The organism is Phyllobacterium sp. CCNWLW183, from assembly GCF_037203775.1.
Taxonomy (GTDB): Bacteria; Pseudomonadota; Alphaproteobacteria; order Rhizobiales; family Rhizobiaceae; genus Phyllobacterium; species Phyllobacterium ifriqiyense.
On sequence record NZ_JBBCBN010000007.1, the window covers coordinates 217,303 to 239,677 of the forward strand.

Annotated in this window: 23 protein-coding genes; 12 read left to right on the forward strand and 11 right to left on the reverse strand. The window is 52.2% G+C overall.

Annotated features, from left to right (window positions below; all coding sequences use genetic code 11):
* Window positions 1-70: 70 nt before the first annotated feature.
* The 3 genes from V9K95_RS17035 (at window position 71) to V9K95_RS17040 (ending at window position 1,256) form a co-directional block, all read left to right on the forward strand.
* A complete protein-coding gene (locus V9K95_RS17035) occupies window positions 71-361 on the forward strand; it encodes a DUF1236 domain-containing protein (protein WP_336441415.1) in 291 nt (96 codons plus the stop codon).
* Between the two features lie 113 nt (window positions 362-474).
* Window positions 475-711, forward strand: a complete 237-nt coding sequence (locus V9K95_RS23735) for a GFA family protein (RefSeq protein WP_443147277.1) — start codon at window positions 475-477, stop codon at window positions 709-711.
* A 236-nt stretch (window positions 712-947) separates the two neighbouring features.
* Window positions 948-1,256 carry a hypothetical protein gene (locus V9K95_RS17040; protein WP_115054927.1) on the forward strand — a complete coding sequence of 103 codons (309 nt, stop codon included), beginning with the start codon at window positions 948-950 and terminating at the stop codon, window positions 1,254-1,256.
* A gap of 5 nt (window positions 1,257-1,261) precedes the next feature.
* On the opposite strand, the gene V9K95_RS17045 is transcribed toward V9K95_RS17040, so the two are convergent.
* Both V9K95_RS17045 and V9K95_RS17050 read right to left on the reverse strand, forming a co-directional pair.
* Window positions 1,262-2,326, reverse strand: coding sequence for an ROK family protein (locus V9K95_RS17045; protein WP_336441414.1), 1,065 nt, complete (start codon window positions 2,324-2,326; stop codon window positions 1,262-1,264).
* A 159-nt stretch (window positions 2,327-2,485) separates the two neighbouring features.
* Complete coding sequence (locus V9K95_RS17050) at window positions 2,486-3,142, reverse strand: protein-L-isoaspartate(D-aspartate) O-methyltransferase (RefSeq protein WP_115054925.1); 657 nt, start codon at window positions 3,140-3,142, stop codon at window positions 2,486-2,488.
* A gap of 830 nt (window positions 3,143-3,972) precedes the next feature.
* Between V9K95_RS17050 and V9K95_RS17055 the strand changes: the two genes are divergently transcribed.
* The 4 genes from V9K95_RS17055 (at window position 3,973) to V9K95_RS17070 (ending at window position 10,202) form a co-directional block, all read left to right on the forward strand.
* Entirely contained in the window at window positions 3,973-4,815 is an 843-nt protein-coding gene (locus V9K95_RS17055; protein WP_336441413.1) for a MipA/OmpV family protein, read from the forward strand.
* 167 nt (window positions 4,816-4,982) lie between these two features.
* Complete coding sequence (locus tag V9K95_RS17060) at window positions 4,983-5,723, forward strand: response regulator (RefSeq protein ID WP_115054922.1); 741 nt, start codon at window positions 4,983-4,985, stop codon at window positions 5,721-5,723.
* The gene (locus tag V9K95_RS17065; protein WP_336441412.1) at window positions 5,720-7,120 is read left to right on the forward strand and encodes an ATP-binding protein; all 1,401 of its coding nucleotides are present in this window, start codon (window positions 5,720-5,722) and stop codon (window positions 7,118-7,120) included. The genes V9K95_RS17060 and V9K95_RS17065 overlap by 4 nt, the downstream gene beginning before the upstream one ends.
* 439 nt (window positions 7,121-7,559) lie before the next feature.
* Entirely contained in the window at window positions 7,560-10,202 is a 2,643-nt protein-coding gene (locus tag V9K95_RS17070) for a glycosyltransferase family 39 protein (protein WP_336441411.1), read from the forward strand.
* Between the two features lie 46 nt (window positions 10,203-10,248).
* On the opposite strand, the gene msuE is transcribed toward V9K95_RS17070, so the two are convergent.
* Window positions 10,249-10,815 carry an FMN reductase gene (gene msuE, locus V9K95_RS17075; protein ID WP_115054919.1) on the reverse strand — a complete coding sequence of 189 codons (567 nt, stop codon included), beginning with the start codon at window positions 10,813-10,815 and terminating at the stop codon, window positions 10,249-10,251.
* Window positions 10,816-11,196: 381 nt separating this feature from the next.
* On the opposite strand from msuE, the gene V9K95_RS17080 reads away from it, so the two are divergent.
* Genes V9K95_RS17080 through V9K95_RS17090 form a run of 3 tightly spaced genes read left to right on the forward strand, consistent with a single transcriptional unit; the run spans window position 11,197 to window position 12,810 of the window.
* On the forward strand, window positions 11,197-11,625 hold the full coding sequence (locus V9K95_RS17080; RefSeq protein WP_336441410.1) for a MerR family transcriptional regulator: 429 nt from the start codon (window positions 11,197-11,199) through the stop codon (window positions 11,623-11,625).
* On the forward strand, window positions 11,561-11,980 hold the full coding sequence (locus V9K95_RS17085; protein WP_336441409.1) for a carboxymuconolactone decarboxylase family protein: 420 nt from the start codon (window positions 11,561-11,563) through the stop codon (window positions 11,978-11,980). The genes V9K95_RS17080 and V9K95_RS17085 overlap by 65 nt, the downstream gene beginning before the upstream one ends.
* Window positions 11,977-12,810, forward strand: a complete 834-nt coding sequence (locus tag V9K95_RS17090) for an NHL repeat-containing protein (protein WP_336441408.1) — start codon at window positions 11,977-11,979, stop codon at window positions 12,808-12,810. Before V9K95_RS17085 ends, V9K95_RS17090 begins: the two co-directional genes overlap by 4 nt.
* A 174-nt stretch (window positions 12,811-12,984) precedes the next feature.
* Here the strand turns inward: V9K95_RS17090 and V9K95_RS17095 are convergent, their stop codons facing one another.
* From V9K95_RS17095 to V9K95_RS17115, 5 genes are all read right to left on the reverse strand, one after another.
* Window positions 12,985-13,899 (reverse strand): SMP-30/gluconolactonase/LRE family protein, encoded by a 915-nt coding sequence (locus tag V9K95_RS17095; protein WP_336441407.1) that lies wholly within the window; start codon window positions 13,897-13,899, stop codon window positions 12,985-12,987.
* 16 nt (window positions 13,900-13,915) lie between these two features.
* The gene (locus tag V9K95_RS17100; protein WP_115054915.1) at window positions 13,916-14,866 is read right to left on the reverse strand and encodes an ABC transporter permease subunit; all 951 of its coding nucleotides are present in this window, start codon (window positions 14,864-14,866) and stop codon (window positions 13,916-13,918) included.
* Window positions 14,863-15,810, reverse strand: a complete 948-nt coding sequence (locus V9K95_RS17105; protein ID WP_336441406.1) for an ABC transporter permease — start codon at window positions 15,808-15,810, stop codon at window positions 14,863-14,865. Before V9K95_RS17105 ends, V9K95_RS17100 begins: the two co-directional genes overlap by 4 nt.
* Window positions 15,807-17,270, reverse strand: a complete 1,464-nt coding sequence (locus tag V9K95_RS17110) for a sugar ABC transporter ATP-binding protein (protein ID WP_336441405.1) — start codon at window positions 17,268-17,270, stop codon at window positions 15,807-15,809. The genes V9K95_RS17105 and V9K95_RS17110 overlap by 4 nt, the downstream gene beginning before the upstream one ends.
* 79 nt (window positions 17,271-17,349) lie before the next feature.
* Window positions 17,350-18,366, reverse strand: coding sequence for an ABC transporter substrate-binding protein (locus V9K95_RS17115; RefSeq protein WP_336441404.1), 1,017 nt, complete (start codon window positions 18,364-18,366; stop codon window positions 17,350-17,352).
* A gap of 283 nt (window positions 18,367-18,649) precedes the next feature.
* On the opposite strand from V9K95_RS17115, the gene V9K95_RS17120 reads away from it, so the two are divergent.
* Window positions 18,650-19,879: a GAF domain-containing sensor histidine kinase gene (locus tag V9K95_RS17120; protein ID WP_336441403.1), complete on the forward strand. Its 1,230-nt coding sequence runs from the start codon at window positions 18,650-18,652 to the stop codon at window positions 19,877-19,879.
* A 10-nt stretch (window positions 19,880-19,889) separates the two neighbouring features.
* Entirely contained in the window at window positions 19,890-20,609 is a 720-nt protein-coding gene (locus V9K95_RS17125; RefSeq protein ID WP_336441402.1) for a response regulator transcription factor, read from the forward strand.
* A 27-nt stretch (window positions 20,610-20,636) separates the two neighbouring features.
* Here the strand turns inward: V9K95_RS17125 and V9K95_RS17130 are convergent, their stop codons facing one another.
* Genes V9K95_RS17130 through V9K95_RS17140 form a run of 3 tightly spaced genes read right to left on the reverse strand, consistent with a single transcriptional unit; the run spans window position 20,637 to window position 22,372 of the window.
* Complete coding sequence (locus tag V9K95_RS17130; protein ID WP_336441401.1) at window positions 20,637-21,104, reverse strand: DUF4189 domain-containing protein; 468 nt, start codon at window positions 21,102-21,104, stop codon at window positions 20,637-20,639.
* Window positions 21,101-21,787 (reverse strand): hypothetical protein, encoded by a 687-nt coding sequence (locus tag V9K95_RS17135; RefSeq protein WP_336441400.1) that lies wholly within the window; start codon window positions 21,785-21,787, stop codon window positions 21,101-21,103. Before V9K95_RS17135 ends, V9K95_RS17130 begins: the two co-directional genes overlap by 4 nt.
* Before the next feature lie 12 nt (window positions 21,788-21,799).
* Window positions 21,800-22,372: an invasion associated locus B family protein gene (locus tag V9K95_RS17140; RefSeq protein ID WP_307278904.1), complete on the reverse strand. Its 573-nt coding sequence runs from the start codon at window positions 22,370-22,372 to the stop codon at window positions 21,800-21,802.
* Between the last annotated feature and the right edge of the window lie 3 nt (window positions 22,373-22,375).

Genomic DNA, 22,375 nt, shown 5'->3' on the forward strand with positions numbered 1-22,375 from the left:
TCCGACAGGTGGAACCTTCCCTCATGTGAGTTGTTTTCCAATTCGAAGGGAGAGCAAAAGGAGGAAGACCATGAAACGCACAATTATAGTAACGATTTCTGCCCTGCTGTTGAGTACCAGTCCGCTATTTGCGCAAGATACGGTTATTGTGGAAGTGCCCCAGACTGCGCGTGATTATGTGATCGCACATCCGACCGACCCCATCGTGGTTGAAGAAGACCTAACTATGGGCGCCGCTATTCCAGAGGATGTCGAGCTTGTACCCATTCCGGATGCCCCAGACTATAGTTACGTCTATGTCGATAAACGGCCGATAATCGTATCGACCAAAGACCGCAAAGTTGTGTACATGTCGCAGTAAAAATCAGAGGCGCCCATGCAACTGCATGGGCGCCTCTTGATGGGATAGGCATATGACCGGCCAAGCGGAAAATTTACACGGCGGCCGCCTCGGCGGGATATCGCGTTGTTGCAATCGAACGCACCTACTTATGTCATTGCGACATGTGCCGTCGTACAACCGGAAGTGCACTCGCTGTTCTCAGTTGGATTAAAGCAGACAATCTCCATTGGGTGTCAGCGCAACCCAAACAGCGCCGATCCTCCCCTTTTCGCAACGAGAGGCTTGTGTTTTCCCGCGGCACGCCGCTGGTACTGATTTACGATAAGTCCGATGAAGCTGCTCTATATGGAGGGCTCTGGATGAATTAGAACTCGCAGTTCCCACATATAATCGCCCGAATCCAAACCGGTTTCGGCAAGTGATACTGACACAGGAGCGTGACGGGCTTTCAGCCATAGACACAGCGGGATAACATCTACGAGGCTGAAGCATCGACGCCCCGTAAACGACCACTACGATAGATCGGACTTACCACTGCAATAGCCAGCGACAGCGAGTATGGAACATTAGATTGTCTTGTTCGTTGGATGAAGTGGAGGACTTCATGCCTGTATTGAATTTGGACCAAGCGCAGTACGTCTTGCTCAAAAGATTATATACTGAAGCAGCACAACGGCTCGCCAGCAGCGACGATCCTCGACATATTCGAGCGCTTAAGCTGCTGCCCATAATCGGTGACGGCACTGCTGAGCGCTCCATCCCACTCAGTCGCTCCGATCTCGAGAGCATGGCGATGGTGGTCGACCTGGCACTAGGTTGGCATCTTGCTGCAACACCGGCAGCCTTATCTTCCGAAGAGCTCTCCCTTGGGCATGAAATCCAGGCCAAGCTTTTGCAGGCAAACCGAACTTGAATTGATCATGGGTTGTGCGTGAATTTTGCATTGCCAAGCCCCGTTCCAATCGTCAGGATTCCCCAATGGCGGACATCCTTCATGAACGGTATCTGGGAAAGCCCCTGAACGACTGCATCATTATGGATTACCACGAACGTGTCCTTGCCCTGGATTGCTGGAATCGAACTGGTAATTTCCCGCGCCAAGTTGAAAGATTCTCCCTCCCAGTTACCCGGCAGATTTTGACCGCCCGAGGTGATGGACCCATCGCTTTCGATGAGTCCAGGGCAAGCAATTCCAATAATGGGAGCGACAATAATTTTCTCTTTTTCAGCATCCTCCAGTAAAGCCTTTATCATTTTAACCAAACGCTTTAGTGCTTTGCCACGGGATGGTTCTTCGTCACCATGCCGCCAGAGGTCCATCTTCCAAACCTCTGCTTTCGCGATGTTCGGGCTTTTCTTTCGCGTCTCCCATGTGACTATTCCTGCTCTGATATTTGTACCTCCTATGTCGACACCAACCATGGCGTCGTGACCCTTCAGCATCCACGCAGGCACGAGATGGACGGCACCAATCAGGCCCGCCTCGTCAGGCAGATGTTCGATCGGTCTCAATTCGATTTTCCTACCCAAGGAATTTAGTCGCAGCATCGCTTCGGCAATGGCAAATTGTCCGGCTGCACTTTCGCTAAGCCCCCCTCCAACGGCAATCCGTTCGGTTTTTTCCCATTTTTTCTCCTTGAGAAACCGGTTGATTACATCGGACAAGTCGATTGCGAAATCATGAATGGCCGACCAGATGATCGCCTGAGCTAATTTGTCGTCACCGGCGAGTATCTTATCGATATCGGTTTTGGAGATGTCCGACATTTTGAGCCGCTTTGCGGCTGCATGACCGTCAACCTGTTTGCGCCAGTAATCAACTTTCTCCAGAAACGCCGCCTTGTTTGCTTTGTCGCCAATAAATCCGTCTTTATCGCGGATGCGAAGATTGTAACTGTCGATTTTTACTGAGGGTAATATACTCGCGCCATGTTTGAGGGGCATATGGGATTGTTTAAGGGGACTATCATCAGGTTTCGACATTCGGCGCTCGCATACAATGGAAGTGATATGTGAACGTTGACCGGTTCTAACAAGTTCCCGCGACGCGTTCGATTCAGCATTCCCGGTATTCCTAATTCGGGCCGTTCACTTGCATTATAGAATTCCCAAGGATGCGCGCATGCACGGGTCTGCTTCACGTCACGGTGCTTTCGGTCTATCCTGCTCTCCCAATAGCGGCACGAACCTGACAGCCCCAAGAGACTCTTCTTCGAATTGATCGAAGCTGATACGGGTCATCCTAACAAGCTCCTGAGGCTGAAATTCGCCGCCGAGCGGAATGATGAGTCTGCCGCCTATCTTCAATTGTTCTTTCAAGGCTTGTGGCGCTCTCTGTCCGCTGGCTGCAACAATTATCGCATCGAACGGCCTAGCTTCTGGCCACCCTTTCGTCCCATCATCAATTCTGAGCTGAATATTGCTATAGCCAAGTTTTTCGAAGCACTTTCGGGCTGCCTCTCCCAACACCGCATGCCGTTCGATTGTGTAGACCTGTTCTGCAATTCTACTCATAACTGCGGCAGCATATCCTGAGCCGGCGCCAATCTCGAGCACGCGGCTTTCCGGCTTGATGTTGGCAGCCTCAAGCATCAAAGCAACGATGTATGGCTGCGAGATCGTTTGTCCCTCCGCAATCGGTAACGGCCTATCTTCATAGGCGCTTTCCTTAAGCCAAGCGTCTACGAATTCCTCGCGTGGGACTTTTTGCATGGCCTGCAACACATGATGCGAACTTATATCTCGGCCCGCGATATCCGCATCGACCATCCGCTTACGGGCACGTACAAAATCAAACATGACTGCCTCACGGGGTTTCCGTTCTTTCCAATGATTCAAGCAATGACCAGTTCCGTGATCAAACTTTCGCTTGTCTAATGAAGGAACTGAACAATTCTCTGAATATCTTCAATACAACCAAGCCTTTGCTGCTCCTTTTCGACCCGATCTATGTAGCCGCATGGCTGAGTACCCCATAACAGTAGCCACACGTCGGAGCATCGCCTAGTAAACATTCGCCGACACATCTTGTCAGCATTAGCCAAAACCTCGCTGACAAGTTTGCCTCCCAGGAGCCTGAGAGGTTCAGGCTTGCCTTCCAACCTTGAAGTCCGGACTCGACTACAAACAAATCTATTGTTATGCGGGATCGCGGCAGCGGGCCAATCGGGAGACAATTATGAGAAAATTAATTACAGCCACAGCGATTTTAGGTGCGTTGATCGCTGCGGGATGCGGAACTTACAATTCCTGGACTCCCAGGAAGGTTAATCTCGACCCCGCCGCCAAATCATGCGCATCGGGATATTATCAGTGCAAGTCAGGCAGTATGGATCACGATAAATCCGGGCTCTCACAGTAATATAACCGGCCATTGCGATAATCACCAGTTCCGCAATGGCTGCACTGATGAAGGCGACTTTCGCACGCGCTTTACCGTTTATGCTACCGTCGCATTTCACCAAGATGGCTTCAAGAGCTGCAAAAGTTGCCACATGAAGCCCATATTTGCGCAACATTTCTTAACATTACAAAATCCCTGAAAATACCAAATGGGGTATTCCTGATGAATGAGGGCAGACGGCCGCGAGTTGGGCAATACCCCTCTGAAATCTCAGGAGCGGTTTTGTATGCCAATCACCAAAGAAGTTTATTCTGACATTCGACTGACACTCTCGGTCGCCGTGATGGGTATTATCAGCTTGTGTCCGTTGCAGGCAGCAGCCGAAACCTTCGACGAAGTCAGCCCGGAACGTATCAATCCAAGTCGCTTCGAGAAAGTCAAGGATCGCCTTAACAAATGGAATGTTGTAATCGGTGCAGGTGGTATCTATGCGCCGAAATTTGAAGGGTCGGATGAGTTTGAAGTTCAGCCCTTTCCAATGTTTTCAGCAACCTTTGGCGAGCATGTGACCGTCGATCCCCGCGGAATTTCCATCGACGTTTACCGCTATCAAAACTTTAATTTCACGACAAAGATCGGATATGAGGCAGGCCGACAGGAAGATGACAGCGATCATCTGAAAGGGCTGGGCGACGTCGATGCCGGAGCCGTAATTGGCGGAAAGTTGGCGTACGAGCTAGGGCCTGTTGAACTGTTTACATCTTTCGATAAAACAATTGGAGGTAGCGATGGTCTGGTAGGAACAGTTGGCGCAAGTGTCTCGCACTCCTACAAGCAATTCCTTTTCTCGGCTGGCGCCTCAGCGACCTGGGCTGATGCCAATCATATGGAATCATATTTCGGGGTGACCTCAGCGCAGTCAGCCCGATCGGGTCTTGCCGCATATGATGCAGGCGCAGGTTTCAAACGTGTCGACTTTGAAGCCTCCGTTACTTATGTCACGGAGAAAAGTTGGCTCATCCAAGGGCAGATAGGCGTGGGTTATCTAGTCGGTGACGCGGCAGACAGTCCAATCGTACAAGATGCATTCCAACCGTCAGCGATGCTGATGCTTGGCTATAAATTCTAGTCCAGAGATGACAAAATTATTCAATGTCACGGTTCCGAGGCTCGCGCGTCGACATGATTTCCATCCTAATTTTCAACGCAACCAAATGTGGCTCCGAATGACACCATAACGCCATTCATGGGACATTATTTACCCTCACACCGAATTATGGTTTTGGGGGCTGGGGAATGAATATTCACATGCGTGTGACAGTCTTGGATCAGTCTGCAAGAGTGCTTCTCGTGGAAGATGACCCCGAGATCGCGAACATGGTCATAGAAACCTTGTTGGACAATGGCTTTAACGCTGTTGCCACGGGTTCTGCGGCGGAAATGGAAGTTTTGCTTCGCGAGCAATCATTCGATCTTATTATTCTGGATGTTATGCTCCCCGGTGAGGACGGTTTCAGTATTTGTCGCAGACTGCGTGCACAGGCGACAACTCCCATCATAATGCTAACGGCCCTCAGTGATGATATTGATCGTATCGTTGGCCTTGAATTGGGCGCTGACGACTATATTACCAAACCATTCAACTCGCGCGAACTTCTGGCGCGGATTAAAAGCCTGCTTCGACGCTCGTCGTACACTTCTGCAAGCCCCCAAACACAGGACCCCTTGCAATTTGAAGGATGGCGGATTGACCCGATATTGCGGCGGGTACGTGATCCCAATGGGGTCCACATCTCAATGACAACGGCGGAATTTGACGTGCTGCTCGCATTTTGCCGGAATCCCGGCAAGGTGCTTACCCGCGAACAACTCTTAAGTTTGACGCATGCCGGTGCTGCAGGCCCTGTCGAGCGCAGTATCGACGTTCATGTCAGCAGGGTGAGGCAAAAAATAGAGCCAAATGTTCGAGAGCCTACTCTCATCAAAACGGTCCGGCTTGCCGGTTATCTTTTCACGCCAAAAGTGGAGCGTGTATGATGCTGCAATCGTCCAATCTCGACACCATTCGCGGACAGATCATCGCGCTGGCAATTGCACCTATTTTGATTGCTTGCGCGATGGGGGTCGTTACAGAGCCCCTGGTGTTTGACGATTCAGTTCCTTATCACCGTTCAACCGCTATCAGAATCGAAACTGTGGTAAATCAGTTTCTGGCAGCAAAAACTCCCGAGAACCGCAATATAGTTTTGCAGGTGACAGCCAACAGCGACATACCGGTCGAAAAAGTTAGCAATGCTGAGTTTGAAAAAGCAGCCTCAAACATGGATCAGACAACCGGTCTTGGCACGCGAGTCCGCGACGCGCTGACAGGCAAGTTCCCCACGGCGCTGAGATCGTCAGACGTGGACAATGTCCTGCTGGTCAAAATAACTCCCACTGAATCCTTAGCCTTTGCAATCCGCCCGGAACCAAAAGAATTCTGGTCGCTGGAAACGCGTTTCAATTCTGTTTTGAAAGTTTTGGCAATTGTGGTGCCGGTAATCCTTCTGGCTTTTTATGCCGGATGTATGATCGTCGCTCCCTTGTCGCGTTTTTCCGCGGCCGCTTTGGTATTAAGCGCAGAAGAGGGTCCTGATCGACCTTTCGAAGAGCGCGGTGCACAAGAAGTTGTTGCACTGGCCCGTGCTCTGAATGACATGCGTAGCCGGTTGCGCAGCATGATGAATGATCGAACCCGGATGCTGCGCGCCATTGGCCATGATCTCAGAACCCCGCTCACTCGCTTGCGGCTTCGCGTCGAGCGCTCAAAAGACGGCGCTTTACGCGAATTGATGTTAAGTGATATCGCCACGATCAATGGGATGATGAGGGAAACCCTCACCTATCTGAGCAAGGAAGTATCTTCCGAAGCGCCGTTGCGCTCAGACTTGCCCAGTCTTCTCAGTACCGTCTGTTCTGATTTCGCAGATGTGGGCTTCAATGTAAGCTATTCAGGCCCAGACCGTCTGGCCTATCTCTGCAAGCCTCGCGCTTTAAGCCGCGCCATTACCAACCTGGTAGACAATGGGACCAAGTTTGGCACGCATGTTGTTGTGTCACTTGTGTCATCAGGAGATGGTGCTTTGGCAATCGAGGTTTCGGATGATGGTCCGGGGTTACCAGTGGAGCTTCAAACCACAGTGTTCGAACCGTTCTTCAAAGTCAGTCCCGCTCGTTCTACGAGTGGGTTTGGTCTCGGCCTTTCAATTGTGCAGGATATTGTCAAAGGTCATGGCGGTTCCATTTTTCTGAAGAACAAGAGTACGTCTGGCTTGGTCGCTCACATAAGTCTGCCATGTGATCCGGGAAAACTTGAAAAGAATCATGTTTTTGATTCAAAACAACGTCGCCTGCGTGCGATGTATCAGACAGTATCAGACACAAGCTTCTCGTAGCTTCCAGCAACTTGTCGCCACTTGCTGCTAAAATAATCTTAGTATCACACAATTGTTTTCGGCGCCTCCTGATTGGCGACTACGAAATTACTGTTCGGCTATAAAACCTGTCTGCGGGCCGAAACAAATCCCTACATCATGAAATATATCTAAATAAAATCTCGCGAAAGAAGCCTGCTTCCAGCCGGATACTCATCAAAAGGCCACCCTGTGGCGACTAAAAATGGTGAGTAAAAATGACAAATCCCAGACAGCCACTTTGCAGCAGATATCAGCGCTTCACCCGGCAATCTCGATCTAGCGCAGATCCAGCGCCACCGCTCGGATCAAAATAGCGCGCCGCGTCAAATCATTCTCATCGCCAAGTTTCGCATTGCTCCCGTGATGGAGTCGAAGATCAACGAAGCATGTCTGCCGTCCTTTACTGAGTCCAAACAACATGAAGCATATTCAACCTGTCTCTATTATCATTCCCACACTCAATGAAGTCGACAATATTGACTTGATATTGTCGGCGATTACCTCCCAGCCTGCCGCGGATACAATATATGAAATTCTTGTCGCTGATGGCGGTTCAACAGACGGGACATTGGAGCGCGTTCGTGCTTGGGAGCCCGACTATCCGGTCAAGCTTATCTGCGGAGATGGTATGCGAGGATTGGCGGGGGACGTATTGGCAGCATCACGCCAGGCCAATGGTAGTATCATTGTAGTAATGGATGCTGATCTCAGTCACCCGCCAGATCAGATTGCCAATATGATCGGCCCAATTATAGCAGGCACGAGCGATATGGTTGTCGGCAGCCGTTATGTGTCCGGCGGAGCCACGCCGGGCTGGCCCGGATCACGTCGGCTTTTATCACGTCTTGGCGGCGCATTAGCTTGGCCGATTACCGAATTAAGCGATCCAATGTCCGGATTTTTCGCGGTTCGAAAGGAACATCTTTTAGCGGTAGATCCTGACGCTACGGGTTTCAAAATCGGACTGGAAGTCATCGCAGCTGGCGGGCATACTTTGCGCGTTAGCGAGATACCCATTATTTTCCATGACCGAACTTTAGGGCAATCGAAGATCGGCCTTAATCATTTGATCAGCTATATGCGCCGTCTGCTGGTCTTGGGAGGCGGTAATATTTCGTTTGGCACCGCCGGGCGTTTTGCAGGCGTAGGGCTGATCGGGTTCGCAGCAGATATCTTGCTGTTCCAAGTTTTGATTGCCTACGGCTTTAGTCTTGGCCAGTCTCACGCGATCAGTTTCGCTGCCGCTGCAATTATCAACTATAATCTCAATTCCCGTTGGGCCTTTTCTCCAAGCGTGAAGCAGGATTGGACCCGCTTTGCCCGGTTCGCGGCTATCTGCCTGCTGGCTTTCTCGCTACGAGGCGGCATCATCGCCTGCGCCGTTCACCTCCTCGATTGGCCTCCTTTAGCCGGTTTAATCCTCGCTATCGGAGTTGCTGCAATTGTAAACTATCTCGGCAATGCTTTCTTTGTTTACCCATCCCCTACATCCCGTTTGGCGCCGGATATCTCATGGCGCGTAGCCGCCATTGGCATTGTGGGATACGCCCTTATGCTTCGACTGACGTTCCTCGGAGTTGTGGATCTCATCCCGGAAGAAGCTTATTATTGGAATTATGCGCAACACCTAGATATTGGATATCTCGATCATCCTCCAATGGTCGCCTGGTTGATCTGGTTGGGCATGAGTCTATTTGGCAACACCGAATTTGGTGTACGCATCGGCGCTTATGTTGCGTGGATCGCAACAGCTACCTTTGTCTTTCTATTGACACGAAATCTGTTTGGAAAATCTGCCGCGCTCGTCAGCTTACTTCTCATATCAACGCTACCGTTTTTCTTTTCAACCGGCATCATGATGATGCCCGACGCACCTCTTACGGCCGCCTGGGCTGGAGCGCTTTATTTCTTGGAGCGATCTTTTTTGGGTAACAAACGTGGCGCATGGTTTGGCGTAGGTGCCTGTGTTGGTCTTGGAATGCTCTCCAAATACACGATTGTTCTGCTCGGACCTGCCACCCTCGCCTTCCTGTGCCTGGACGTTGTCTCTCGGCATTGGATGCGACGACCAGAGCCCTACATCGCGGCAGCTATTGCTGTGCTACTCTTCTCACCCGTAATCATTTGGAACGCGACAAATGAATGGGTTTCCTTCTCTTTCCAGAGCACGCGGCGGCTGGAGAGCCCGTATAATTTTTCATTTCCCGCCTTGATAGGCAGCGTCGCAATCCTGCTCACTCCGTTCGGGCTGGTTGCGACAATTTTCACCCTCATAAATCTTGAATTTCGATTTAAAAGCAAGGGTTTGATAAGTATCCGCAGGTCTTTCTTCGTTTTAGCATATACGCTGGTTCCGCTTTCAGTCTTCATTGCATTCAGCCTCTTTCACAGCGTCAAGTTAAACTGGACAGGGCCAGTCTGGCTCGCGATCGTGCCGGCAATCTCTGCTGCAATCGTCAAACCATCTACTGACGGATCTCGGTTTGCAGTGACGCTACGGCGATTGTGGGCTCCCACGGTAGCTTCGACATTCGTCATCTATGGGTTGGGCCTGCATTACCTGGCTATCGGATTGCCCACGACCCATTCCATCGGGACAATTCGTACCCTTCCCGTAGCGTGGCAGGAGTTGGGGCATGAAGTTGGACTGATTCAAAACGCGGTTGAATATCAGAGCGGCAAACCCGTGCTCCTTATTGGCATGGACAGATACTTTCTTGCCAGCCAACTCGCCTTCTATAATCGCCTGTCAAAAGACCCGATAAAAAGTTCGGTTGGCAGCGGCGTCCTGGGTAAAAATAGCCTGATGTACAATTATTGGTTTCGGCCGAAAGATTTCCAGGGAAATAATGCGATCCTCATCAGCTTGAAACGGCATGAACTGGAGCAAGATTCTCTGAGCAAGCGATTTTACAAACTGACTGAAATCCAGCAACAAAACCTAGTCAAACAGGGTGTTTCTGTTGGCAGCTTTTATTACAGGGTAGGTTATGCGTTGCGCGATTGCACCCCGATCACAAAATGTAATGGCCGTACGGCCCGCACTCGAACAGGCCATTGATCGACGATCGCCATGCAGTGTTCCATTCAAACGGGAAAGCTCAGAACTACCCCGTCGCACTGAGAGTTGTTACGGCCACTGACTGGCCGATAAAAGGCCGTGCTTCTTCAACCGCTTGGTCGATCCGCGCGTGGATATGTTCTGAAATGATCTCATGATTGAGGAAGTCGCGATCGACAGCAAAGACGCCAGTCGGAAGCGTATGAGCCATAAAGAAACCAAACAAGGGTCGCAGCTGGTGTTCGACGATTAGCGCATGCCGATCGCTACCACCAGTGGCCGTAAGCACTACTGGCTTGCCTTTCAGGGCAAGCGGCTCGAGTAAATCGACGAAATGTTTAAAGAGCCCGGCATAGCTGCCCTTATAGGTCGGTGTGCCTACCACAAGGATATCAGCCGCTATAATTCTGTCGAGAATTTTTCCGGCTTCAGAACTGAGCTCGCTGACATGGCGGGCGGATCCAAGAGAGTCTCCCAGATCGATCAGGTCGTAAATTTCAGCCGCCAGGCCATATTGCCGACTGATCCGATTGACGGTGTTTGTGACGAGCAATCTTGTTTTGGAAGGGCGGTTGAAGTTGCCGGAGAGACCAACAACAATTGGATTGGGCATGAGCGATATCCTTGATATGTACGCGCCGCAAGAATGGCTGATGACTCCAAGACTACCAAAAGCATTGCGATTAAAAAGAACGTAGAGGCTGAACTGAACGCCGATACTGGTAAATCTTTCTCAATCGCTGCCGGAAGATAGTATGTGCGTGGTCGCCCCTCCTCAAGGGACGACGCGTACGACCGGCGCGCTCAGGTCTGCTCTCAGCCAAAGATATCTCTCCGGTGCAAAGACAAACCCCGGACTCGGGGGCGGAGACTAAGCTCACATCGCGCTGGAATCATTGTTTGAATGCAATGTTTTCGAATCTTCATTTCGTCGCTTGACTTAGAGTATACTCTAACCCCTACCCTCCAATGCGTCGTGGTGAAGAAGGTAATAATGAAGATTGGCGAACTGGCGAAGCGTTCGGGACTATCGACCCACACTATCCGTTACTATGAGCGGATTGGGCTGCTTCCGTATGCGGATAGAGACCAATCGAAGCAACGGGACTACGACGCAACAATCCTGATCTGGATTCAGTTTCTTGGTCGCTTGAAAATGACTGGAATGACGATCCGGGACATGCTGCATTACGCAGCTTTGCGGGAGCGGGGTGTCGAAACAGAAGCGGAGCGTTGCAAGCTGTTGGAACAGCATCGCGATCGCGTTCGCGTCCACGTTACCGATCTCCAAGCCTGCCTTCTTATCCTCGACACCAAGATTGCCGGATACGCCGGCAAGGAACAGAGGATGAAGGAACATGATACAGCACTCCCAGAACGCCGGCGAAAGCCGACTGGAACGCGGACAGCGCGCACTCGCTGAGATCGACGGTGAAGCCGGAAACAATGTCATCGCTGCCTTGGCGGATATAGCCCCCGATTTTGCGCGCTATATTCTCGAATTTCCTTTCGGAGACATATATAGCCGCCCTGGCCTTGATCTGCGCGCTCGCGAAATTGCCACCATTGGCGCGTTAACGGCGCTGGGCAATGCCAATCCACAATTGAAGGTTCACATCGAGGCCGGATTAAATGTCGGACTGAGCCGAGATGAAATTACCGAAATCATCATGCAAATGGCCGTCTATGCCGGTTTCCCGGCAGCACTTAACGGGTTGTTCGCCGCCAAGGAAGTATTCGCCCGACGCTTCCCCAAAACGCAGGAGCGCACAGCATGATGAAGCTCATTCGCCCTTCTGTAATTGGCTATTTGGCGCCTCTCGCCATAGTTGTTTTGCTTTTGCAGATAACGGCAACTTCCACCTATGCAGACAAAGCTGCACCTGTGAAGCTCTGGGAAGGGTTCAGTTCGCCAGTCGGCATGGCTTTTGATGATACAGGAAACCTGTTCGTGGCAGAATGGGGAGCAGGACGCGTCTCCCGGGTCGACCCGGCCGGCAATCGTACAATCTTCGCTGATGGAATTTCCGGTCCATCCGGGCTGACGATCGCACCCGACGGATTTATCTATGTTGCATCCTATTCCGGCAATGAGATCTATCGTTTCACGCCAGCGGGAGAACGAAGCACATATGTAACAGGCCTTGCGACACCAGCCGGAATCGGCTTCGACAGATCAGGACAGCTTCTAATTGCCAATCGCCGTACCAATCAAATACTCGCGGTGAATGACGACGGTCGACTGGAGCCCATCATCGAGGGCTTGCGAACGCCGGTGGGAGCCGTTCAAACACCGGACGGCGGCTATGTTGTTTCCAACATCGACGGTGACATCACGCTCGTGCGCCCGGACGGTTCCCGCATTCAAACAGGTAAGGCTTTGGGCGCACCCGGTCCTGGCATCGCAATGACGAAGACCGGCCGTGTCTTTGTGGTCGACTATGGAGGAACAACCGTTCAGGAAATATCGCCCGAAGGGAAATTACGCGTCGTTGCCGATGGACTGAGAAGTCCGGTCGGGTTGGTCGTGGCACCTGACGGTACATCCTTGCTCACGGCCACGTGGGGTGATGGAGCGATCTATCGTATCCCCATTCTGAATCAATAGCAGAATTTTCTATATCTACCGGCGATAGTTACTCCTGTAATAGGAGTTACGCGGCAAGTAGGAATCCATACGTCAGGTGCGGTTGGTCGGTAAAATTGATCCACCGCTCCTGCTGATTTGGAGTAACGAAATCCAGCTCAGAGCGCCGTTTGAATATCTTCAATTTCAATCGTGCTATGGCTGTTGCGCGCCCGTCGTTGTCACATAGATTGAGTAGAGCGACTGCGTTGCAGTTATAAACAAACGATTACGCTTTGTCCCGCCGAAAGTGAGGTTTGAAACTGTCTGTGGGACCTTTATTTTGCCGAGCAGCGTCCCGTCACTACTAAAGCAGTGAACACCATCAGCAGCGCTTGACCAAAGATTCCCATTCAAATCAACGCGGATGCCATCGGGAATGCCGTTATCGATATGAGCAAAGACGCGACCGTTGCTCAAGGTCTTCCCGTCCACAACATCGAAGACGCGGATATGCCTTGGGGCGCCATCTGTATGGCTTGCACCGGAATCCGCCACATAGAGCAAGCTTTCGTCGGGCGAAAAAACAAGACCGTTAGGTTGGAGGAAATCTGTCACCACGGCAGATAGGTCACCACTCGCAGGATCGAGCCGATAAACATTGCGTGACGATTGTTCGGGTTCAGATTTGTAACCCTCATAATCTGAGAGTATTCCGTAAGTCGGGTCGCTGAACCATATAGAGCCATTCGAATGAACAACGACATCATTGGGAGAATTAAGGCACTTGCCGAGATAGCGGTCGGCCAAAACGGTAATTGTTCCGTTCACTTCCGTGCGCGTGACACGGCGCGTGCCGTGCTCGCACGATATGAGGCGGCCTTCCCGGTCCCGTGTATTGCCATTGGTAAAATTGGACGGTGACCGGAAAACCGAAACGCCACCGTCAGGAATCCACCGCAACATTTGTTGGTTCGGGATGTCGCTCCATAAAAGGCTGTTGCTATCATTGAACCAGACTGGCCCTTCAGCCCAACGGCAAGATGAGTACAGTTCCTCAAGCACCGCACTACCTACAATAAGGCTGGTAAAGCGTTGATCATGAACTTCATAAAGCGCTGTATTGATCATTCCAGGTACACCAGTTTTAACGTTGTTCAGAGTTGTGGCCACCGGCAAGAACGATAACGCCGATGATGATAATACCGGTCATGATCAGGCGAATGCCGGCGTCAAACCCGTAGGTGTTGAGCATCGAAACAACGAGAAACATGAAAAGTGAGGCACCCCATATGCCCGGAACGTTGGAGTTTCCGCCAGCAACTGCTGTTCCACCAATAACGACGACGGCGATGGACATCAGCAGATATTCCGACCCCATATTGAGCGCGGCTCCACCCGAAAAATTTGCTAGCAGGAAGCCACATACCGAGGCCAGAACCGCGCACAGAACATAGGTAACAATGCGCACGCCGTCGACCGGGATCCCGGTCATGCGGGCCGCCAGTATATTCTGTCCGATGGCAGAAACCCACCGACCGTAAATCAACTTCTGCAAAAGCCAATAGGCAACGATGGAAAGACCGAGCGCAATCCAGGCAACGTTGGGAACACCCAGCGTCATGGATGTGGTAAAATCAGCAAGAATCGCTGGTGGTTTGATCCGCAGTCCGCGATTGGCCCAGATTGCCGTCGACTGCACAATAAAACTCATCGACAGCGTAGCAATGATTGGTGGAATACGCAGTAATTTGATCAGACCATAATTGCCCACGCCAACAGCGACACCGATTGCAACGGCGACGAGCAAACCCGGCACCACCATGGAATCCGCGCCGCCCATGAGCTTTAATGCAATCGTACCTGAAAGTGTCATCGTTGCCGGGACGCTGAGATCAATATTGCCTGGTCCGAGCGTGATGACAAACATCTGGCCGATGCCGACGATAATTGAAAATGCCGCGAAGGTAAGCGCGGCTTGCGAGAGCCCATATGCGCTTGCTCCACCAGTGAACATGATAGTGACAAACCAGACGATTGCCGCTGCGACGAAGGACCATATCCATGGCTTTTCCAGCAAGAGCTTAATCGAAATCATGCGGATTTTCCTCGCCGTTCAAGCCGGTTGAACAACAATCGAAGGGCCAGAACAATAATCAGGATCATGCCTTGCGCGCCAATCTGCCAGTCCGACGATATTCTGAGAAAAGACAGGAATGAACCAGCCAGTGTTAACGTCAGCGCGCCAATAACGGCCCCGATTGGAGAGACCCTGCCACCGACGAACTCGCCTCCGCCCAAAATAACGCCAGCGATTGAGAGCAATGTATATCGCAGGGCAATATTGGCGTCGGCTGAGGTTGTAAGACCCACGAGCGCCGAGCCGGCAAGAATGGCAAAGAAGGCTGCAAGCGCATAGATAATGGCGCGAGCGCGTACAATGGACCAACCTGCCCTTTCAACGGAACGAAAATTGCCGCCCACCCCGCGCAAGACCACACCGAGTGAGGAGCGCATAATGAGAAAATGGGTGCAAACAGCAACGAGAATACTGGCGATAATTGCCAAGGGCACCAAAGGCGGTTTGGAAACCATCAATGCCCGCAACCAAACCGGTGACTGTCCACCAGGCGCAGGCAGAATCAGAACTGCTAACCCACCCCAAACAAAGCTCATGCCAAGCGTAACCACGATAGAAGGAAGGTTTCTCACATGAATGAGAACACCAAGAGCGGCATAGGCAAGAATCGCTGCGGCCAGGATGGCAATACCGAGAAAAGGGTTTGTATTAAGAAACGTAGCCACAACGCACGCCACAAAACTGACAAAGGCGCCCATGGAAAGATCAAGGTCGTTGACTGTCATGATAAGCATCTGAGCAATCGTGGCTAGCGCGATCGGCACAGCAAGATTGAACAACAGATTTAATCCATTGTAACTCATTGCACGTGGCTGCAGGTAAAAGATGACAAGTAGAAGAAGGGTAAGCGACAGCGCGGGAATCAGCAGTCTAATGGCGTCGCGTGTGAACCAATTTGTCATGCTGCCGCGCTCCTGAATGACGCAGCAAGAATATTCTTCTCCGTTACCCGATCTCCGGTCAATTCTGCAACAATCACACCACTGTTGAACACGTAAACACGGTCACACAGACAGATTTCATCCATCTCAGTGGAATACCATATGAAGGTACGTCCCTTGTCCGCTTCCGATCGCAAGATTGAATAGACTTCCTGCTTGGTCCCGATATCGACACCGCGAGTCGGATCATCCATCAACACCGCGTCCGCCCGTGTCGCAAGAGCACGGGCAAACAGCACCTTTTGCTGGTTACCTCCCGATAGCGACAGGATGCCGTTTTCCACATTTTTGGTGCGTATTTCGATCTTGGATTTCCAATTTTCGACGAGCTTAGCTTCGTCCTGCCGTCGGATGAAACCCTTTGTTGAAAGGTCTGGCAGATGACCGATCGACATATTCTTGATGATGCTCCATAAAGGAAATACACCGTTGAGGCGGCGGTCCCCAGCGATAAAAGCGACCTTTGGTGCTCGCTCACGCACCCAATTGCCGCTCTGCTTGAGATAAATATCGATTAGAGTTTCGGTCTGGCCGTGGCCGCCAAGGCCCGCCAATCCGATGATTTCGCCCCTATGCGCCTTGAGTGGCAATCCTTTGCCTGCGCGCCTTGCCGCTGAAAGGACAGGTTCGCCGGTGTTGATGTCTCGAATGGACCTTGCGGACGGTCCTTTTACCACGCTGCCCATGGATTCGACCAAACTATGTTCCGTGCATCCTTCTGACGGTCTGGCTGCAACCACCTTGCCATCCTTCATAACGACGATCCGGTCGCAGGTTGAAAGTATTTCGCCGAGGATATGCGATATGAAAATGACCGAACCACCGGTTTTGACAAATGCGCGCACGAATGCCAACAATTGCGCGGCAAGCCCTGCGTCAAGAGATGACGTGGGTTCATCCAGTATAATAAGCCTTACCTTTTGAATCACTTCGGAAAAAGCCGTAGCGATTTCCACCATCTGTCTTTCCGCAATGGTCAAATCGCCAACAAGCGCCCCAACGGGAATGCGGTGGCCAGGGAAAATCTCATCAAGCTTTGCGCGAACGACAGCACTTGCTTTTTTCCGCCAGCCCCAACCTGCGAGGCTCCGATGCATGATACGGGTATTTTCGGTAACGGTTAAGTTGGGGCAAAGCGACAGTTCCTGAAAGACGCAACGTACCCCATGATCTCGGGCCACCTTGACATTATATTTTTCAATAAACTTACCGCCAAGCGCAACGCGTCCTTCATGCGGCGTGAGACCGCCATTAATGACATTGACGATGGTGGATTTTCCCGCGCCGTTATGGCCGACCAGCCCAACGCATTCACCGGGCTGAATTGCAAGCGTTACACCATCAAGGGCTTTGACTGCACCAAAGCTTACTCTGGCATCCCTCACTTCTATCACAGCGTCTTGCGGTCTAGTATTCGTCACGCGGCAAAATCCTCAATACTGCGAAAGGCTCGGCCTGATATAAAAATCAGGCAGAGCTAGTTTTATCGTATGACGAAATCTATTTGGTTGACGCAATTACCTTTTGCGCGTCCTCAAGCGAATACTCCACATTGGCGACACCGCCCTCTTGGGTCGTTTTCAAGCTGGCTTCCAGATCGTCTTGATCTATTTGGAGGAACGGTACGGTCAATTCCTTCTTGACTTCTTTACCATCGAGTATCTGCTGCGCGACCCAGAATGCCAATGTCGACACACCGGGCGCAATCGACACCGACATGGTTTCATAATTGCCAGCATCCTTTTGTTTTTTCCACCAGACAAGCTCATCCTGGCGATTGCCCATGACAATCACAGGCGTAGGGCGTTTAGCGGCCTCGAATGCCTGCGCCGCTCCATAACCGTCGCCACCTTGTGTGACAACACCGACGATCTCAGGCAGGCTTGGAAGAATACCGGCAACAGCACGCTGGGCTACATCCTGCGCCCAGTCTCCATGCACCGATCCAACGATTTTGAATTTCGGGAATTGTTTGACACCCTCGTGAATCCCGGCTGAAATTTCATCATCGACAGAAACCCCAGCGAGACCACGAATTTCCAGGAGATTGCCGCCATTGGGTATTTTACTGGCAAGGTACTCGACCTGCTTGCGACCCATTTCCTTGAAGTCTACCGCAATGCGCCAGGCGCACGGCTCCGTTACGATACCATCGAAGGAAACCACCGTGATGCCAGCATCACATGCCTCCTTGACGGCACCATTTAGTGCCGTGGGTGATGCTGCATTGATGACGATGGCATCGTAGCCCTGCAAGATCATGTTTTGAATTTGTGCTGCTTGCTCCGTCGCCTGATTTTCGGCAGTCGTGAATGGATCAGCTGCAGCAACAACACCGCTTTTGGCCGCGTCACCAGCAACTTTCGCCCAGCTCGTCAGCATGGCCTGCCGCCAGGAATTGCCGGCATAATTGTTTGACAAGGCAATTTTCTTGGCCGAGGTATCTGCAATTGCCAGATTTGGCACTGCAGTACATACGAGCGCTATCGTCGCCAAAAGAACATTGGTAGTTTTCATTTCTCTCTCCCCAGATTAAGCTAGTTCTTCGAACAGATCCCGATCAGCGTTTCTTCTGATCGAAACTCCTCCTGTCGAATTCTTCTCCCTTTGATCCTGCAAGATGAGTTACGTTGTCGGGCTTGTATAGGCGTTTTACGGCAGGCATTTTGCGGGATATGCCGAAAAAGATGCGGGATCACGCAAGACGAGTTCATATGACTTGGCGCTTTATGTAAGTGAATATGGTGTTCGCTATAGCCGGTGGGCCACGGAGGAATACATTTTCGGGAGGGAATGCAGAATGTTGAAGATGGCACCAGCGGCACTGCTTGATCACTATATCGGAATTTCGCGGTTGCTGGCGGGTCAGCTGGAGTTTCATTCCGCGATTCGCGCGGTGGCAGTAGAGATCGCTCATATCATCCCGCACGATCATCTTGATGTCTGCATTATTATGCATGGAGGAAAATACCACACAGCCTATGAGACCGGACTGGAAACGGCATGGGGAACTCATCCGCCTGCACTTGTCTCCCAAAGCCCTATCCGCGCCCTCTTGTGGGGTGAGGTGCCCTTTATGCTGACCGACGACGCACTGACGGATGCACGATTTAATTTCAAGGGCGCATTCATTCAACCCGCCTTCGAACAGGGGTTACGAAGTCGCATCCACCTCCCTCTCAAAGTTGAAGGGGATATTATCGGAGCGTTGAGCTGTTCTTCCCATCAAAAACACTTCTATACAATGGAAGACGTCGACAATGCGCGATCCATCGCCGATCTTTTATCTGCCTATTTCTTTGCGTTGCGTGCTGCCGATCAAGCGCAAAAATCAGCGATCGTGGAGGCTGAAGCAAGGGTCCGGGAAGAGGCCCTGCGTCTCGGTGCTCTGAACCTTACGGAGGCATTGGAGCGCGAGCGCCAACGCATTGGCATGGACTTGCATGATCAGACATTGGCCGATCTCACCCGCTTGGCGCGCTGGTTAGAGCGTCTGGCTGGCGAACAGGTCGTGTCCGGTGACGAACTTGAATCGGTTGCGCGAAGTTTGCAGCACAGCATGCAGGATCTGCGGCAAATTATAGAAGAGGCAAAACCCTCGGTTCTTCAGCTTTTTGGTTTCAGCCAAGCTATAGAAAATCATCTGGACCGCTCCATCCGTGACAGTGGCTCCGGGCTTCGGCAGCAACTGGTCGACGAGACGAATGGTGTTATCGATCAGTTGGATCAGACCGTTTCTATCGCTCTCTTCCGCATCACCCAGGAAGCGATCAACAATGTTATTCGCCACGCTCGTGCAAATAACATTGTCGTACGCTTGCTGGAACAGATCGACGGCATCTCAATAGAAGTCGTGGATGACGGCTGCGGTCTAAAAACGCGCCGTCGCGCGGGCGGTGGTATCAACAACATGAAGACAAGAGCCCGGCTGATTTCTGCAAAGTTCTCGATCGGACCCAACCAGGACAATGCGGGAACGCGAGTCGTCGTTCATCTGCCAACCGCCGCTGTACCTGATCGCGAATTTTAAGGAGAATGGGATGCAAATACTAATCGTTGAGGATGACTCACTCCATCGATCTTATCTGCGAGATGCGGTCAATGCTGCCCTTCCGGAATGCAAAGCCATCTTTGAGGCTGACAACGGCATGATCGGTGAGAGAATGGCACGCGACCATAAGTCAGCTCATATTGTCATGGATCTTCAAATGCAGACCAGAAACGGCATCGAAGCAGCCCGCACTATTTGGAAAGAGCGGCCCGACACGCGGATTCTTTTCTGGTCCAATTATTCAGATGAAGCCTATGTGCGCGGTGTTGCTCGCATAGTTCCGGACGGCGCTGCCTTTGGCTATGTGCTCAAATCTGCATCGGAGGAACGCCTGAAGCTGGCACTTCGCAGCATTTTTATCGAGGCCCAATGTGTCATTGATCGCGAGGTGCGCGGAATGCAGCAAAAAAGCCTTGGTCAGGCTAAAGGCGTAAATGATATCGAGTACGAAATTCTCATTGATGTCGCCTTAGGACTGACTGACCGGGCAATAGCCGCTCGTCGCAATATTTCACTGCGTAGCGTGCAAAACCGACTTCAGCAACTTTACGAGAAGCTTGGGGTTTATCAAACATCCGGAGACGGCCGTGATGGGCGATTCAATCTGCGTGCGCGCGCAGTTGCCGTTGCCCTTATGCGAAAGCTGATCAATTACAATGGACTGGAGCGTTCGGAGGTTGAATTGAACGAATGGCTCGATGCTGATTGACCGGTAATACCGAACGATGGCGCCGGCTCATGTACAAACCCATTCGCGAATTTTGCATTTAGCGCCATCGGCTTCGCAAATACGCATTGCGGCATCCACGGCTTCATCGCGGGTTACAGCGGATTTCGCCCCCCAAACCGTAGTCAGTTTTTTCTCCTTGGCCACCGCGAGCGCGCCGCAATGATTGTAGGGAAAGCCGGTATCGTCGTCATCATCCCAATGGCGATGGTTGCGGAAAACCTCGACGACAACGCAATCTTTGCCGCCATCGTTCTCGCAATGTTCGAGCGCAATGTCCGAAGCCTCTTGGCGCTTGTCCGCGCCCCAGAAGAAGCCATGGACCCCATCGGCCTCGGAATAGGCGATCGCCGCCCAAATGCCGCGCTCCTCGACATCCGGAACCGGCACCTCGGGCACGATCAGGTCCGCCGCGGCCAGATGGGCCGTCGACAGCAGCAGCGATCCAATGACGCCGATGGCAAAACGAAATCTCATTGCTTGCCTCCATTTGTTCCGGCCGCAGAGGCGACGGAAATTACAACGCAGCTATTTCCGCTGGGCAGCAGCATCGCATTGCCGCCATTGTTCGGCAGCTCATAGACACTGACCTGAGCGAGATTGTTGGTGAGCTTGCTGCCCTGCGGCAGCCGGGCCGGCATGTCCGCGCATGGCACGGGGAAAGGCGCTACCCGCACCATCGAGCCTTCGCAATCGGAACCGGTCGGCGCCGCGACGACGACACCCGCCGCGATGCCGGTATATCCTTCGGTGGCGTAGTTCATGCCGACAAGCGCCTGGACTGCATGATGGTCCGGGGTCTCGTTGTTCCAGATCGACTGGACGCCATATTGTGATCCGCCTGTCAGCAGCGCTCCAAGGCCGGGAAAGACATTCGAGCAGGCAAGCAGGCCCGCCTGTTTGGCATGTTGTCGGAACGGTGACTCCACAGTATTGGCGCCTGGCTGCGGCGTATCGGCGACGGCAGGGGGTGAAAGGACGATGTCTAAAATGCCGTAGCGCGTCGCACCATAGCCCGCGGCTCCGAGCGCCGCGATGCCGAGCAGCGAAAGCGTAACCTTCTTCCACCAGTTGTGCGATGGTACAGCGGCGATGGTGGCCGGCGCCTCGGCATTTGTCTTTCGCGACATTATCCTGTCATGGATCGATTGCTGGGTCATTCCTGGTACCTTTCAATTGATCGCCTCGACGGCTGCGGAAAGGCCGCTTAAGGGCGCAACCAAACTGATTGTTTTGCCTGTTCTGGTCGCATAGGAAATCGTCGGGGAAGACTTCTTCGATATCTGGTCGCGCATGATCGGGCCAACCGGCAGCATGCCGACGCAGACGGCCTGGTTGCAGCCGTCGAGCCGTATCTTAACCGGTTCCTTGCGGCCCTCAAAGGCCAGCGCCAATGGCGCATCCGCATCCGCGATCGGCGCAGTGCGCACGATCATGTATGGGCTGCCTTCCTTCGTTGCGGCGAGCGACCAGCTGAAGGCGACCTGCCCCAGCTGGTTTTCGATGGTCTGTGTGACGTTGCAGACCCTCTGGCGAGCCTTGACTTTCTCGTCGCAGATCAATGTCCAGTTTTCGAAAGGACGTATGGTTCGCTGATAGTCGCCCAGCTTGACATCGGCTGGCGGCACCACGTCTGAAGGCTTGATCCGGAAGCCTGCCTTAGCCTCCTGCCCTGCCGCAACCGGACAGGACAGGCTGGACAGCGCCAGCGAAACGAGGAGCCAGAATGAGCTACGTCGCAGCATCAT

Excerpts from the sequence above, each read along its gene's own strand:
- V9K95_RS17085 (WP_336441409.1), top strand. The coding sequence starts at position 11,561 with ATGATACAGCACTCCCAGAACGCCGGCGAAAGCCGACTGGAACGCGGA.
- V9K95_RS17070 (WP_336441411.1), top strand. The coding sequence starts at position 7,560 with ATGAAGCATATTCAACCTGTCTCTATTATCATTCCCACACTCAATGAA.
- V9K95_RS17095 (WP_336441407.1), bottom strand. The coding sequence starts at position 13,899 with ATGATCAATACAGCGCTTTATGAAGTTCATGATCAACGCTTTACCAGC.
- V9K95_RS17060 (WP_115054922.1), top strand. The coding sequence starts at position 4,983 with ATGAATATTCACATGCGTGTGACAGTCTTGGATCAGTCTGCAAGAGTG.
- V9K95_RS17040 (WP_115054927.1), top strand. The coding sequence starts at position 948 with ATGCCTGTATTGAATTTGGACCAAGCGCAGTACGTCTTGCTCAAAAGA.
- V9K95_RS17130 (WP_336441401.1), bottom strand. The coding sequence starts at position 21,104 with ATGAGATTTCGTTTTGCCATCGGCGTCATTGGATCGCTGCTGCTGTCG.
- V9K95_RS17105 (WP_336441406.1), bottom strand. The coding sequence starts at position 15,810 with ATGACAAATTGGTTCACACGCGACGCCATTAGACTGCTGATTCCCGCG.
- V9K95_RS17140 (WP_307278904.1), bottom strand. The coding sequence starts at position 22,372 with ATGCTGCGACGTAGCTCATTCTGGCTCCTCGTTTCGCTGGCGCTGTCC.
- V9K95_RS17035 (WP_336441415.1), top strand. The coding sequence starts at position 71 with ATGAAACGCACAATTATAGTAACGATTTCTGCCCTGCTGTTGAGTACC.
- V9K95_RS17120 (WP_336441403.1), top strand. The coding sequence starts at position 18,650 with ATGTTGAAGATGGCACCAGCGGCACTGCTTGATCACTATATCGGAATT.
- V9K95_RS17045 (WP_336441414.1), bottom strand. The coding sequence starts at position 2,326 with ATGTCGAAACCTGATGATAGTCCCCTTAAACAATCCCATATGCCCCTC.
- V9K95_RS17055 (WP_336441413.1), top strand. The coding sequence starts at position 3,973 with ATGCCAATCACCAAAGAAGTTTATTCTGACATTCGACTGACACTCTCG.
- V9K95_RS17065 (WP_336441412.1), top strand. The coding sequence starts at position 5,720 with ATGATGCTGCAATCGTCCAATCTCGACACCATTCGCGGACAGATCATC.
- V9K95_RS17135 (WP_336441400.1), bottom strand. The coding sequence starts at position 21,787 with ATGACCCAGCAATCGATCCATGACAGGATAATGTCGCGAAAGACAAAT.
- msuE (WP_115054919.1), bottom strand. The coding sequence starts at position 10,815 with ATGCCCAATCCAATTGTTGTTGGTCTCTCCGGCAACTTCAACCGCCCT.
- V9K95_RS17125 (WP_336441402.1), top strand. The coding sequence starts at position 19,890 with ATGCAAATACTAATCGTTGAGGATGACTCACTCCATCGATCTTATCTG.
- V9K95_RS17050 (WP_115054925.1), bottom strand. The coding sequence starts at position 3,142 with ATGTTTGATTTTGTACGTGCCCGTAAGCGGATGGTCGATGCGGATATC.
- V9K95_RS17090 (WP_336441408.1), top strand. The coding sequence starts at position 11,977 with ATGATGAAGCTCATTCGCCCTTCTGTAATTGGCTATTTGGCGCCTCTC.
- V9K95_RS17115 (WP_336441404.1), bottom strand. The coding sequence starts at position 18,366 with ATGAAAACTACCAATGTTCTTTTGGCGACGATAGCGCTCGTATGTACT.
- V9K95_RS17100 (WP_115054915.1), bottom strand. The coding sequence starts at position 14,866 with ATGATTTCGATTAAGCTCTTGCTGGAAAAGCCATGGATATGGTCCTTC.
- V9K95_RS17080 (WP_336441410.1), top strand. The coding sequence starts at position 11,197 with ATGAAGATTGGCGAACTGGCGAAGCGTTCGGGACTATCGACCCACACT.